We start from the raw sequence: 13,301 nt of genomic DNA, 5'->3' as shown, positions 1-13,301 counted from the left end.
GAAAATTTCATTTTGGTAAATCAGCGATTATAAAGGTATTTTAGTTTTTTGCTGAATGAAAACGGCTTGATTTCTTTTTTGTATATTATAAATCGCTAAAGCTGAAATTAGTTCTGAAAATTTTGCAAAGCCGTATTTTTTCCAGTCGATATTAGGATGGTTTTGCTTGATTTGGCTCGCAATATAAGAAAGCGCCGTCCAACCATTATCAGAGCTTGGATTTTCTTGAATCAATTTATTAATGACACTGGTAAAATGGGTTTGTTTTTGAAGTTTTTCGGTTGACCATCGTGGTATTGAGGGTTGACGATTTATTTCTGAAATAGAGGCTGCTTTATGTTGACTAACCTTTTGACGAACATAAATGGTTGATTTATGAGATTTAGTTTCAAATAAATCAATGGCTTTGATAAAGCCTGTAAATTTACTGTAACCGTAATTTTTAGTCTGAAATTCTGGCAAAGCTTGTTTCAACTGTTGATGAACCTGACTGATATTGACCCAACCATCTTTAGTAGTTTTAGGATGGTCATTGACCGCATCGCGCAAACTATTTAACAATTTAACATCGCACTTTATTTGCTGACCAGTCCAAGCTTGCACGACAGATTGATTGGATGCAGGTTGGCTTGGCGTATTTACTACGGCTTTTAAGTTGTCGCTTGGCGTTGGCGTTGTGGATTCGGTTATGGTTGTTGTTAAGGTTAAATTCTCAATATAATAAAAATCATCGCAAGACTTGATAAAAGCCTCATTGGTATTTTTTTTGCCAAAGCCAATGGCTTTAACTTTATTTTGGCGAATCCGAATGGCAAGCGGCGTAAAGTCACTATCACTTGACACCAAGCAAAAGCCATCAAAAGCTTGGCTATAAAGCAAATCCATAGCTTCAATGACCATCGCAATGTCGGTGGTATTCTTGCCTTTAATAAAGGCAAATTGCTGAACAGGGTCAATAACATGGGTCAAAAGCTCTGGCTGCCAGTGTTGCAAATGCGCGCAGCTCCAATCGCCAAATGCTTTTTTGCAGCCAATAGTTCCAAGATTGGCAATTCTTTTAAGAACATCACCAATGCTTTTGGCAGAGGTGTTATCAGCGTCAATTAGCACTGCAATATTATTTAATTTGGCAGCAGTTTGAGCAAGCTTACTGGTCATTCAATTTTTACCCCAACCGTAATCGCTCGAACTTGGCATGGTTTGATCTGCTGTCGGATCGTCGCTAACTCCGGTTTTGAGGTAAGTCCAAGCCAATAGCCAAAGCCAATTTGGGTCAAATCAATACCGCTATAGCTTGTGTAACCAATACCGCCGGAGGGTCGGCTGTTGATTTCAAGGACGTGGTGATTGCCATCAACATCCGCTTTGGTTTGAACGCTGACGATACCATCACAGCCAAACGCGCGAATCAAAGGCGTGACAACCAACATCACCGAATCATCAAGCCCAATATGTTGAATTTTATCGGTTTTATGGCGGGTGATAGCCGCTAAAATCTCGCCATTTTCACAAACCACATCAATCGAAAACTCTTGACCGGACAAGTAGGGCATCAGCAGCATCGGAATGGGCTTATTTTGAACCATGCTACTGTGCTCATAAGCACTGATAAACTGATCAAGATGGATTTTTTTATCGTCGGTAAAATACAGGTGCTCAAAGCTGTCGTAAGCGTTGGTGGCTCCCGTATCAAGTCGCCAAAACCCTTGTGCAAAAATCCCGCTAACCGGCTTGACGCAAAGCGGTTCATCACCATGTTCGGCTAATAAAATTTGCAGCTCAGCAAGCGTTTCAAAGCGCCAAGCGGTCGCCACGGCAATATCATGAGCTTGGCAATGCTGCATAAAGGCAAATTTGTCATCGATGGCGGCAAGGTTTTTCGTTGACGTGGCTCCCGTTAACAAACGAATTCCAGCTTGAGTAAACTCATCGCGGTGAGCTTCATAATCGATGCTGTTGCGACCCGTCAGCAGCACTTTGACGTTATTGTCGCGGGCGTGATTGAGCACAAATTGCCATCGCGGTAAGGCGTTCTCGTCATCATCTTTTGGCTCGATATAGACTTTATCGGCAAATTCAAAAATCTCAGGTCGGTGGTGGCGGTGCGAAGCAATGATGGTAAATTTTAAGGTTGATTTGGCTTTCAACGCCTGCAAACTTTGCAGCATATCGCGCTGGCTGGATTGACCCTCGGCAAGCCAAACGGCAGGCAGGGTGCTAGATGAATCATTGCTCATAAAAAGTTGCTCTAAATCGGTGCGCCAAAAGTTATTTTTTAAATTTTTCTAATAGTGAATTATAGTCGATTGCGCTAATGGGTGACAGTCAAAGCCAAACTTTCTTTTGAATAAAGCTATTGCAAAGCGCCCATGCTACTATAGGGTAAATCAGATTTTAGTTAATTAATTTTTTAAAAAAAGGGGGCTTTATGAGTCAAACTTTAGTTGCTGGTGCTAATGCTGCGCTGCCAAATGACACGATTAGCGTTCGTATTTTAAGCCAATTGCCGATTGATTGCGCCGCGTATCGCTTGACGAGCGCGGGAAAAGTTCGCGGTGATAACGATATGATTTTTTATAATCAAACGCGCGCGGATGATGGCAGTATCAGCTTTCGCGGTCATGATGCTGATGGTTTTTTTGATATTAATTTAACCGCTCAACCTGCGGCGATTGAAAAAATCGCGATCGCGTTTTCAAGTGACAAGCCATTATCTACTTTAGGCGACATTGATATTCAAGTGTTTCAAGGTCAAACGCTCATTTTAAATTGTCCGCTAAGCGCTGATAATCGCAGTGAAAAGGCGATGATTTTAGCCGAATGCTACAAACGTCAAGGCGCTTGGAAGTTTCGTTTTATCGCTCAAGGGTTTGATGGCGGATTAAAGCCGTTGTCTGAGCATTTTGGGGTTGACATTGCGGACAATCCGCAACCAACGTCGCAAAATGCTTCACAAAACTCGTTTCAAAACCAATCTTCAGGAATCAATCCAACCCCTGCAAACTCAAGTGTTAATACGCAAAAAAGCACGCCGCCACCAGCGCCAACGGTTAACTTAAGCAAAATCACCTTAACCAAAAATCAATCGACCATCAACCTACAAAAACGCGATAACTTTGGCAAAATCTCCATCAATTTGAACTGGAATCAAGGGGGCAGCCCATCGCAAGCGCCCAAAAAAGGTCGCTTAAGCGATTTATTTAAACAAAGCAGCAGCTCGGCAAGCGTGGATTTGGACTTGGGAGCAATGATTTCGCTAAAAAATGGCGACAAAACCTTAATTCAAGCGCTTGGCGGTAACTTTGGTGATTTGCAGCGCGCGCCGTTTGTTTGCCTTCGCGGCGATGACCGAACCGGTCAAGTTTCTGGCGGCGAGTGGCTTGATATTAATGGTGCCAACTGGTCGCAGATTGATGAGGTGCTGATTTTTGCCTTTATTTACGATGGCGTTCCGAACTGGTCGCAGACAGACGGCGTGGTGACGATTTATGTTCCGGAGCAGCTACCGATTGAAACACGGCTTACTGAAGGGGCGGGTAACCTGCCGATGTGCGCGATCGCACGACTGGTCAACCAAAACGGCAGTATTAACGTTGAACGCATCGACCAGTATTTTCAAGGTCATCAGTATATGGACAAAGCCTTTAATTGGGGCTTTAACTGGAAGCGCGGTCGTAAGTAGGAAGCAAAAAATCAGCCCACGCTTATGGTGGGCTGAGATTAAAACGGAATGATATTAAAATTTAGAAAAAATGGCTTAAACAAACGGCACAATCGCTGGCATTAAGTCGTGAAAGGTGCGACCCGTGGCAATTTCGCCAATGGCGTGCATTTTCCACTCGTTGTTATGGCGATAAACTTTTGCCATAATCAATGCGGTATGGCTGCCTTGAGCGGACAAGTCGTAGCGCGCCACTTCTTGATTGTTATTGGCATCAACGAGGCGGCAAAACGCGTTGGCAACGTTATCGAAGCTTTGACCCGTAAAGCTGTTGACGGTAAAGACAAGCGCGGTGACGTTGCTTGGAACGCGTGATAAATCAACCTTGATGACCTCATCATCGCCGTCGCCCGCGCCCGTTCGGTTGTCGCCGGAATGGATAATGCTGCCATCTTTAGATTGCAATTGGCTAAACCAAATGGCATCGACCTGCTTTTTGTTGGCATCAAACATAATGCAAGACGCGTCAAGGTCGATGGAGCTACCGCCAACACCACCACCAAATAGCTTACCAAGCAGTCCTGATTTTTGCGGGGCGCTTTGGGTTGCCACATCCCAACCAAGACCAAGTTTCACGCGATTTAATTCGCCGCCGGCTTCTTTGGCAAGCGAGATTTTTTGCCCTTTTTGTAAGCTTACTGCCATAATGTTCTCCTTATGATGGTCATTGTTTTTGAATTTTTAAAAAGTGCTTTATCAAGAGCGACGTTATAAAATATTGTTTAAAAAGCCATTACTGCCGCCGCGACCGCCCGAATTTGTTCCAAAAATACTTTGTAGCCAAGTTTGGTAGCTGTCGCGGTTGCGTGAGCAAATCACTACTTTACCACTGCCAGAAAAGTTTAATACCATGCCCTCGCCACTGGTCACCGAGTTGATGATATTGCCCATAAAGCCTTTATTTTTACTGGTCGATACTGACAGTTTATAATCAAGCCTTGAATCCCAACAAACGACGTGACCGTTATCGATAATGACATCTTTGTCGGGGGTGACTTCAATTTCAAATAAAGAGCCAAACCCTGACACCACCACTTGACCTGAGCCGTGCGTTTGCATGACCATAAAGCCGCCGGTATCACCAAAAAGCGCGCCACCAAGGTTACGCTGAATTTGCGCTCGGATATCAACGCCGGATTGCGCAGCGACAAACGCGCCATCGCTGAGCGTATATTGGCAAGCGCCCACATCCAAAATCTGCATATCGCCATCGAGGGTTGGCGCAAGTAAGCAGTCGCCTTCACCATGAACCGCCTCGATTTGCTGCTGAAACAGCGACTCGTCATTGGCAAATCGGCGCATGAGTGACTGCATAATGCCGCCTTGAAGCTTACCTTTTAATTCAAGGTTTGACTCCATCATGACCATGGCATTGGCTTCACAAAATATCGCGTCGCCTTTTTTTAAGTTGCAATGTAAAAATGGTTCAATCGTGCCAATCATGCTAAACGTTGCCGCCATAATGCCATCCTATCTTGATCTTTTTATAACATTAAAACTGATAAAATAAAGCCACCAAACACCACGCTAGCATTTGATGGCAAATAAAGGCGATAAATCAATTAGACATTAACGCCGTAAGAGGCAGCTAAAGGTCCTAAACCACCGCTAAAGCCTTGACCCACCGCGCGGAATTTCCAGTCACCATTGTGGCGATAGAGTTCACCAAAGATCATCGCGGTTTCAGTGCTGCTGTCTTCAGAAAGATCATATCGGGCGATCTCAGAGCCGCCATTGTCATTGACAATACGGATATAAGCGTCACTAACTTGACCAAAGTTTTGGTTACGGGTTTGACCGTCATAAATAATGGCGCAAACGGCAACTTTGTTGACATCGCTTGGGATGCTGGCAAGATTAACTTTGATGGTTTCGTCATCACCGGCGCCTTCGCCAGTTCGGTTATCGCCGGTATGTTCAACCGCGCCGTTGTCTGATTTTAAGTTGTTAAAAAAGATAAAGTCGCTATCATTACGAACTTTTCCGGCATCATTAAGCAAAAAGCCAATCGCGTCTAAGTCAAAATCTTGACCGTCGGTGGCACGTGGGTCCCAACCAAGACCTACAGTAATGTTGGTAAGCCCTGGAGCTTCTTTTGATAAGTTGACGTTGCCGCCTTTGGTTAAGCTGATCGCCATAAGATGTCCTTTATATAAAATGAATTTATTTTAATGATTGAACGTAAGCTTTGCTCAACTTGAGCCGCTTATTGCCATTAACTATACTTGAGCGGGCAGAGGCTCGCAAGCCAAATTTTGTGCTAAAGTTTTGCAATCTTAAGCAATTTTTACCGTCAAATTTTAAAATTGTTATAGGAAAAAACTAACCATAAAAGACTAAGCATAAAAAAGCAGACCCTATTTTAAAATACAGTCTGCTTTTGATGAAATAATCGCCAAAAATTATTCAAGCGTGGTCGTTTTTGCTTCAAGCTTTCGATGCTTGATAGACGCAAAAAGCGCCCAACCAATAAAGGCAATGCCGATCAGTCCGGTGACCAGTTCAGGAACTTCAAAGCGCATGGACAGCAGCATAATGATGGCAAGTGCGCCGATGGCATAATGCGCGCCGTGCTCAAGGTAGATGAACTCATCAAGCGTGCCTTTGTCCACCAAAAAGATGGTCATTGATCGCACAAACATCGCCCCGATGGCAAGTCCTAGCATGATGATAATCACATCATTGGTGATCGCAAACGCGCCAATCACGCCATCAAAACTGAACGACGCATCAAGCACTTCTAAATATAAAAACCCTGCAATCCCTCCTTTCATAATGGCGCTTCCGGCGGCAGCCGCGTTACCTTGCTCGGCAGCTTCTTCGGTTTCTTCCAAATCGCCTTCAAGCATGTTCGATACCACTTGAACGCCAAGATAAATCAAAATGCCCCAAATTCCTGCCATCAAGACAACTGAATCTTTAGCATCATCGACCCAAGACAGGGACAATACCAAAATCGCCAGCGCCACAAACACGCTCATAGCATCAACTTGACCAAATCTTGCTAAGCGACCTTCAAGCCAGTCAAACCAATGCACCTCTTTGTCATCAAACAAGAAGTTTAAGAACACCAGTAACAAGAACATCCCGCCAAATGCTGAGATTTCTGCATGGTGTGCAAGCAATTTTTGTGAGTATTCGGTAGGGTTGTAAAGCGCCAAATTGACCACTTCCATCATCCCAAGATCCGCCGTCACCGCCACAATCACAATCGGGAACACCAGACGCATCCCGAAAACGGCAATCAAAATCCCGACGGTTAAAAAGATCATCTTCCAAAATTTGTCCCAATGCTTAAGCACGGACGCGTTAACCACCGCGTTATCAAACGACAGTGAGATTTCCATCACCGCCAAAATTGCGGTAATCGACAGCGCGGTGATCAGCCCTCCTAAACCGCCGTGGGAATAGCCCCACCACGACGCCACCGCAAGTGCAATTGCTGTAAATATAAAGTCTAAATAAAAATGTCTCATGACATATCCTGTCTGGTTACAAAATGTATCGTCAGATTATTACCGCCCAAAATTACAAAAAAGTGGCTCAATGAGAGCCACTTTCTTTAATAATCCTTAATGCAACATAAAGCATTTAACAAAAATTTGCTAGCGTAAATTGTCGCTATTTTGCAAACTATTTTGGCAATTCAAACCACAAAAGTTAGCTGATTTAAGATAAAACCCGACTCTTAAATTAAATATTGACGCCATACTGATGACACATGGCTTGCAGACCGCCAGAGTAGCCTTGACCGACCGCTCGGAATTTCCACTCGCCGTTGTGACGGTAAACTTCGCCAAAGACCATCGCCGTTTCCACCGAATAGTCTTCTGCCAAGTCAAAGCGAACGACTTCAGCGCCGGTATCTTCGTTCACCACGCGGATAAAGGCGTTTGCCACTTGACCAAAGTTTTGATTACGGACGGCAGCGTCATGAATGGTGACCGTTACCACGATTTTATCGACATCCATAGGAACTTGTGCAAGGTTAACTTTGATGACCTCATCGTCGCCATCACCTTCACCCGTTCGGTTGTCGCCGGTATGCTCAACCGCGCCGTTGTCCGATTTTAACTGGTTATAAAAAATAAAATCATGATCACCGCGAACTTTTCCGGCATTGCTGAGCAAAAATACGCTAGCGTCCAAGTCAAACTCCGCCCCTGAGGTTGCGCGCTCATCCCAACCAAGACCGATTAATAGTTTGTTTAGGGTAGGGTCAGTTTTGGTGAGCGATAAATTGCCGCCTTTACTAAGAGATAACGCCATAAGTTGTCCTTATTGTCATTGTGAATAAAAATAATCTTTCTATCATAGCAACAAAAAATGGCGCAATCAAAGCCGATTGCGCCATCGAAAGTTTTTTAATCAACAAAATTTTAAATACAGACCTGATTAGCGGTGGCGAATCTCAAAGCTTTGGTGAATCGGCTTTTTAGGATTAAAGTCAAAACCGATGGTCTGAGGTGTAATATCAATCACCTCATAGCGCTCGCGCAGATTTTCATCCAATTCAAATCGGGTAAAGTTATTAGAAAAATACAATACGCCGCCTGCACTCAAGCGGTTCATCGCGCGATTGATCAATGCTGAATGGTCGCGCTGAACGTCAAACGTTCCTTGAAACTTTTTGGAGTTTGAAAAGGTTGGCGGGTCAATAAAAATCACATCAAATTGCTCGGTATTGCTTTTAATCCACTCAAAAATATCTGCCGCCTCAAAGTTGAATTTGCTTCCCATGACGTCCAAACCGTTGAGCGCAAAATTTTGTTTGCCCCAATCGAGATAGTTTTGTGACAAATCTACGCTGGTGACTTTTTTTGCACCACCCATTGCCGCGTGAACGCTGGCGGTACAGGTATAAGCAAATAAGTTGAGCACCAATTTGTTCGCGCTTGCCGCTTTAACGCGAGCTCGCATATTGCGGTGGTCAAGGAACAATCCGGTATCTAAATAATCGGTAAAGTTAACATAAAAATAAGCGCCATCTTCTTTAACGATATAAAATTTGCCGCGCTTTTCGGTGGTATTTTGCTTGCGGTATTGCTCATTCCCCGATTGGCGAGCTCGCGTTTTGATAAACACCTGCTCACGGTTGACGCCAAGCACTTCACGGATGCCAAGCAGCGCCAAATTAAAGCGCTTTTTGGCAGTTTCAGGGGGGATGCTTTTTGGCGGCGCGTACTCTTGAACGTGAACGTAATCACCATAAACGTCAATCGCCACTTTAAAATCTGGCAAATCAGCATCGTAAACCCGAAGGGAGGTCACGCCCTCTTTTTGAGCTTGTTTTTTTAATTTACCAAGATTTTTTTGCAAGCGATTGATAAAGTCTTGAGCTTCTTCACTTTGAATCTCGCGCTTTTCAAAACGGGTAATTAAATTGTCAGGCTTAACTTTATTGAGCTTGCCAAAGCGAAAATAAACGGTAATTGCGCCGTTATGACAGCGCAGCGTTTGCGGCTCAATAATGGGGAGCACGTCCGCTTGCTCAACCTTCGCTGCCAAAATCCCAAGCATCGGCGTGATGGGCGTGCCAATAAAGCTGTCTTGAAGCATCAGTCCCAAACCTTGATACAGCGGTCGGATGCTGTCTTCCGTTCCTAAGCGCTCACCATAAGGCGGGTTGGTGATGATTAACGGTCGGGTAAATCGGTCATCCTTGATAAAGACTTTCAATCTACCTTGAAGCTGGTTTAAGGCTCGCTGCTCAATGGTGAGATTCGGCAGTAAATCTTGAAGTCCTGCGGCAATCAAGTTTTTTTGAGTGGCAATGATTGCGCCGATATCCGCATCAAAAGCGGCAATAAAGGGCAGTGTTTCAGGAGTGTTAATCGCTTGGGCAAGCGCTGTTTCAAATCGTGATTGCGCGGTCTCAATCATCGATTGCCAAAGCGCCTCATCATGATGCTGCCAGTGATAAAAGCCAAATTGCCGAGCGGCTTTGTCAATGCCCACCGGATAATCACAGTGCATGAGTAGCGCTTCGATGATAAAGGTTCCTGAACCGCACATTGGATCAATCAGCGCATCAAGCTTCGTCTTTTGGTCTTTTTCGTGCCAACCTGCGCTATAAAGTAGGGCAGCGGCAAGGTTTTCTTTTAATGGCGCCTCGGTCATTGCCACGCGGTAGCCACGGCGATGAAGGCTCGTTCCGGACAAATCAAGATAAAGCTCGGCTTGCTTGTCATTGACCGTTGCAAAAATCGCAAAATCCGGCTGACGGCTATCCACACTGGGTCTTGCGCCCATTTTTTCATTAAAGGTGTCGGCAATGGCATCTTTAATTCGCAGCATAGCAAATTGCTGATTGACCGCCACGCGTTTATCGACCGACAAGCGAATGGCAAAGGTATCCTCAACACCAAACTGATCGCACCAATCGACCGACTTTGCTAAGCCGTATAACTGCTCGGCAACGTCATACTCGGTATTGATATTTTTGCGTTTGATCGGCAACAAAACCCGCGACGCCACCCGCGACCACAGACAAATGGTATATAACTCTTTAATCGTGCCGTCAACGGACAACCTGCCGGTGCTTTTAATCTCGCTGTTGACCCCAAAGCTTGCAAGTTCGGTTTGAAGTGGCAGCTCAAGACCATCGGCGCAAGTGATGATAAAGGGTTGCAAAGGGCGAGCGGGAGTTGTCATACACATTCCTGACCAAAAGTTAGCTTACAAATCCTGTCATTTTAGCACAGTTTATAAGCGATAACTTGGCAGCTTTTTGGATAGATTGGCTAAGATCACCGGCGCCACTGAGTTACGAGGAGGGATTAGCATCGTTTGGTTCAGTGACTTGAACCGTGGTGGCAAAGGGTTTGGTTGGGATGGGATACTCCACATCTTTTGGCATCAACAGGCGCATATGTGGATAAGGCGTTGAAATATTAGCCGCATCAAAGGCAACTTTAATATGCTCGTATAAATCTTCTTTGATTTTAGGAATTCGGGCAACGGATGCCGGTTTCACCCAAAACCTGACGATAAAAAACACCCCGTAATCGCCAATTTCAGAAACCGTTGCCGATGATTCAGGTCGCGTAAGTACCACATCGGTATCGCTTAATACGTTTAAAATGACCTCGCGGGCATTGGCAATGTCGTCTTCAAAAGCAATCCGGACTTTAATATCAAAGCGGACGAAGTTTTTAGACGTTAAATTAACCACCTCAGAGGATGCCATAGTGGCATTAGGAATAATCACGGTGACGTTATCGCGGGTTAAAATATGCGTCGTTCGCAATGAGATGACCACCACGCGACCTTCTTTGTCATTAATACTGATCCAATCGCCGACCTGAAACGACTGCTCAAGCAAAATGGTGATGCCAGCAATAAAGTTGGCAAGCGTTGATTGCGCGGCAAAACCGACGGCTAAACCGACAATCCCAAGACCGGCAACCAGCGAGACGATATCAAAGCCAAATTGTGCCAATACGCTTGCCAGTCCAAGCACCAAAATCAGCACCGATAAAATATTTTTTAATAACTGCTCAATGGACGCGCTTAAACCATAATGTTGCAAAATCTTATGGATGATGTGCCCCGACGATGTCCAAAGTACATAATAAATCCCCGCCCAAATACTTGCCTTTGCGGTCGCTTTGACCGTGGCAGGGGCGATATTAATTTGGCTCATAATCGCAATCAAACTTGCCACAATCCACATATAGCGCAGCACTGAGCGGATAATTCCCAATCGGCGCTCGTTAAGTCGGATTCGGGTTTTATTTTTTTTAAGAAGATACGTTGCCAACCAATAAATAAATCCCAAAACGGCAAGCAAAATTAAAATTTTAATCGCGGTGCTGGCAAGCTCAACCGCTCGCGATGTCCAATCACGCGAATCCTCCTCCAAAGAGCCGCCAATGGCAAGGTACAAACTGGTGTATAAATCCCAACCAATTTCTTTAAAAAAATCAGTAATTCCAGCGATTGCCATAATGCCATTAATGCCTTTTATAAGCCATAAAACAAAAAAGTTAAAACTGCCAAACGATTAAGCGCTATTGTAACAAAAAATGCGCAGCAATAATGATTGATTAAAAGCCATCGCCTTTACTGTCCTCAGTTTGATAGGGGATTTTCATTTTTAATTGAATGTCTCGAAGCGCAGTACGAAGCCCCTCCAAAATGGTTGGGTGATAAAATGGCGCATCAAGAAGCTGTTTAACGCTCAGCTGATTGGTGATGGCAATCGCTAAAATGTGCGCCAAATATTCCGCGTCAGGGGCGACCATACTTGCGCCCAAAATCCGATCTGTCTCTTTACAAGCGTAAATATGCAAAAGACCGCAATTAACGCCCATAATCCGGCTGCGACCTTGATTATCAAAGCTGACTTTACCAACTACAAAATTTAAATTGGCATTTTTGATGTCAATTAACGACTTGCCGACATTGGCAATTTGCGGCGCAGTAAAAATAATCGACATCGGAATGGCAGGGGCGCGGATATAAGCGCCAAAATTATTTCGGCAAACGGCACTTCCGGCGCTAAAACCCTCATCACTTGCCACATGCAGCAGCGGCAAATGCGCGTTGGCATCGCCGATAACGTAAACTTCCAACTCACCAATTTGACCGGTATTAATATTCAAATCAATGGGGCGCTCTTTGTCATCAAGCTTGACGCCTAAGTTTTCAATACCAAGCGCTTTGAGATGATTGCGCCGACCCGTTGCAACAAGAACAAAATCACCGCGCCAACTTTGTGAATGATCGTCATGATCGTCAAATTGGACAACGGCGCTGTCATCTGGATCGATGCCAACCTCAGTGATTTTACTTCCTAACTGCAAGGTCAGCTCGGAGGAAAAACAATCTATCGCTTTGTGATTGATCGCCTCATCAATTAAACTGCCAACTTGTGATTTTTGATTAAATAAAGTGACCGCTACTCCAAGCCGCGAAAACGCTTGCGCAAGCTCAAGACCGATTGCTCCTGCACCAATGACCGCAAGCGACTTTGGCAAATCTGTCAATTCAAAAACGGAATCGGAGGTCAGCAGTTTGTCTTTTAATTTATCCGACCAGCCCTCTGGGACAAACGGCGAGCTTCCAGTTGCAATAATAACTTTATCGGCTTTGATTTTTTCATGATTGACTTCAATAATGCCATCGTGATTAATCCAAGCTTTGCCCTCGATTTTTTTACTGGCATCCCAATCTTCAACGCGTTTTTGAATGTTTTGGGTAAAATAATCCCGCTCATTTTGAACGCGCTTCATCACCTGTTTGCCATCGATGTGAACGTCATTGGTGATCCCAAATGCTTCTGAATGCTTGGCATCATGAGCGCGCTCGGCAGCAGCAATCAAAAGCTTGCTTGGCATACAGCCTACAGTTGCGCAAGTGGTTGTCCAAAAGCCATCATTAATAATGACGATATTTTCTGTGGTTTTTTGAGCTTGGCGAAACGCATTTTGCCCCGCAGTTCCTGCACCAATGATGGCAACGGCAACATGACGGCTGGCAGTATTTTCAATAGGGTTATCTTGTTGGGCATTATTTTGATTCATAAGACTCTCAATAGTTATTATTTGCGACCATAGTAAAAACAAACGGGTCAAAA

11 protein-coding genes are annotated in these 13,301 nt (G+C 44.6%); 1 reads left to right on the top strand and 10 read right to left on the bottom strand.

Going from position 1 to position 13,301, the window contains the following annotated elements:
- Positions 1-27 precede the first annotated feature (27 nt).
- Both HF322_RS08070 and HF322_RS08065 read right to left on the bottom strand, forming a co-directional pair.
- On the bottom strand, positions 28-1,158 hold the full coding sequence (locus tag HF322_RS08070; RefSeq protein ID WP_169392899.1) for an NYN domain-containing protein: 1,131 nt from the start codon (positions 1,156-1,158) through the stop codon (positions 28-30).
- Positions 1,155-2,237, bottom strand: coding sequence for an ATP-grasp domain-containing protein (locus HF322_RS08065; RefSeq protein ID WP_169392898.1), 1,083 nt, complete (start codon positions 2,235-2,237; stop codon positions 1,155-1,157). The genes HF322_RS08070 and HF322_RS08065 overlap by 4 nt, the downstream gene beginning before the upstream one ends.
- A gap of 191 nt (positions 2,238-2,428) precedes the next feature.
- Here HF322_RS08065 and HF322_RS08060 point away from each other — a divergent pair, with 191 nt between their 5' ends.
- On the top strand, positions 2,429-3,682 hold the full coding sequence (locus HF322_RS08060; RefSeq protein WP_169392897.1) for a TerD family protein: 1,254 nt from the start codon (positions 2,429-2,431) through the stop codon (positions 3,680-3,682).
- 75 nt (positions 3,683-3,757) lie between these two features.
- On the opposite strand, the gene HF322_RS08055 is transcribed toward HF322_RS08060, so the two are convergent.
- The 8 genes from HF322_RS08055 to HF322_RS08020 all read right to left on the bottom strand — a co-directional run bounded on the left by HF322_RS08055 (position 3,758) and on the right by HF322_RS08020 (position 13,248).
- On the bottom strand, positions 3,758-4,366 hold the full coding sequence (locus HF322_RS08055; RefSeq protein WP_169392896.1) for a TerD family protein: 609 nt from the start codon (positions 4,364-4,366) through the stop codon (positions 3,758-3,760).
- Between the two features lie 63 nt (positions 4,367-4,429).
- Positions 4,430-5,182, bottom strand: a complete 753-nt coding sequence (locus tag HF322_RS08050; RefSeq protein ID WP_169392895.1) for a TIGR00266 family protein — start codon at positions 5,180-5,182, stop codon at positions 4,430-4,432.
- A 101-nt stretch (positions 5,183-5,283) separates the two neighbouring features.
- Positions 5,284-5,859, bottom strand: a complete 576-nt coding sequence (locus HF322_RS08045; protein ID WP_169392894.1) for a TerD family protein — start codon at positions 5,857-5,859, stop codon at positions 5,284-5,286.
- A gap of 264 nt (positions 5,860-6,123) precedes the next feature.
- A complete protein-coding gene (locus HF322_RS08040; protein ID WP_169392893.1) occupies positions 6,124-7,197 on the bottom strand; it encodes a DUF475 domain-containing protein in 1,074 nt (357 codons plus the stop codon).
- Between the two features lie 217 nt (positions 7,198-7,414).
- Complete coding sequence (locus tag HF322_RS08035; RefSeq protein ID WP_169392892.1) at positions 7,415-7,990, bottom strand: TerD family protein; 576 nt, start codon at positions 7,988-7,990, stop codon at positions 7,415-7,417.
- 126 nt (positions 7,991-8,116) lie between these two features.
- Complete coding sequence (gene rlmKL / locus HF322_RS08030) at positions 8,117-10,381, bottom strand: bifunctional 23S rRNA (guanine(2069)-N(7))-methyltransferase RlmK/23S rRNA (guanine(2445)-N(2))-methyltransferase RlmL (RefSeq protein ID WP_169392891.1); 2,265 nt, start codon at positions 10,379-10,381, stop codon at positions 8,117-8,119.
- 106 nt (positions 10,382-10,487) lie between these two features.
- Complete coding sequence (locus tag HF322_RS08025) at positions 10,488-11,669, bottom strand: mechanosensitive ion channel family protein (RefSeq protein ID WP_188211241.1); 1,182 nt, start codon at positions 11,667-11,669, stop codon at positions 10,488-10,490.
- Positions 11,670-11,769: 100 nt separating this feature from the next.
- A complete protein-coding gene (locus HF322_RS08020) occupies positions 11,770-13,248 on the bottom strand; it encodes a dihydrolipoyl dehydrogenase (RefSeq protein ID WP_169392890.1) in 1,479 nt (492 codons plus the stop codon).
- Positions 13,249-13,301 lie beyond the last annotated feature (53 nt).

Origin of the sequence: Psychrobacter sp. MF31 (assembly GCF_012847335.1) — a bacterium.
Lineage (GTDB): Bacteria > Pseudomonadota > Gammaproteobacteria > Pseudomonadales > Moraxellaceae > Psychrobacter.
The sequence above is the reverse complement of the archived record's forward strand: the minus strand, read 5'-3'. Positions and strand labels throughout refer to the sequence as shown.

Excerpts from the sequence above, each read along its gene's own strand:
- HF322_RS08070 (WP_169392899.1), bottom strand. The coding sequence starts at position 1,158 with ATGACCAGTAAGCTTGCTCAAACTGCTGCCAAATTAAATAATATTGCA.
- HF322_RS08065 (WP_169392898.1), bottom strand. The coding sequence starts at position 2,237 with ATGAGCAATGATTCATCTAGCACCCTGCCTGCCGTTTGGCTTGCCGAG.
- HF322_RS08060 (WP_169392897.1), top strand. The coding sequence starts at position 2,429 with ATGAGTCAAACTTTAGTTGCTGGTGCTAATGCTGCGCTGCCAAATGAC.
- HF322_RS08055 (WP_169392896.1), bottom strand. The coding sequence starts at position 4,366 with ATGGCAGTAAGCTTACAAAAAGGGCAAAAAATCTCGCTTGCCAAAGAA.
- HF322_RS08050 (WP_169392895.1), bottom strand. The coding sequence starts at position 5,182 with ATGGCGGCAACGTTTAGCATGATTGGCACGATTGAACCATTTTTACAT.
- HF322_RS08045 (WP_169392894.1), bottom strand. The coding sequence starts at position 5,859 with ATGGCGATCAGCTTAACCAAAGGCGGCAACGTCAACTTATCAAAAGAA.
- HF322_RS08040 (WP_169392893.1), bottom strand. The coding sequence starts at position 7,197 with ATGAGACATTTTTATTTAGACTTTATATTTACAGCAATTGCACTTGCG.
- HF322_RS08035 (WP_169392892.1), bottom strand. The coding sequence starts at position 7,990 with ATGGCGTTATCTCTTAGTAAAGGCGGCAATTTATCGCTCACCAAAACT.
- rlmKL (WP_169392891.1), bottom strand. The coding sequence starts at position 10,381 with ATGTGTATGACAACTCCCGCTCGCCCTTTGCAACCCTTTATCATCACT.
- HF322_RS08025 (WP_188211241.1), bottom strand. The coding sequence starts at position 11,669 with ATGGCAATCGCTGGAATTACTGATTTTTTTAAAGAAATTGGTTGGGAT.
- HF322_RS08020 (WP_169392890.1), bottom strand. The coding sequence starts at position 13,248 with ATGAATCAAAATAATGCCCAACAAGATAACCCTATTGAAAATACTGCC.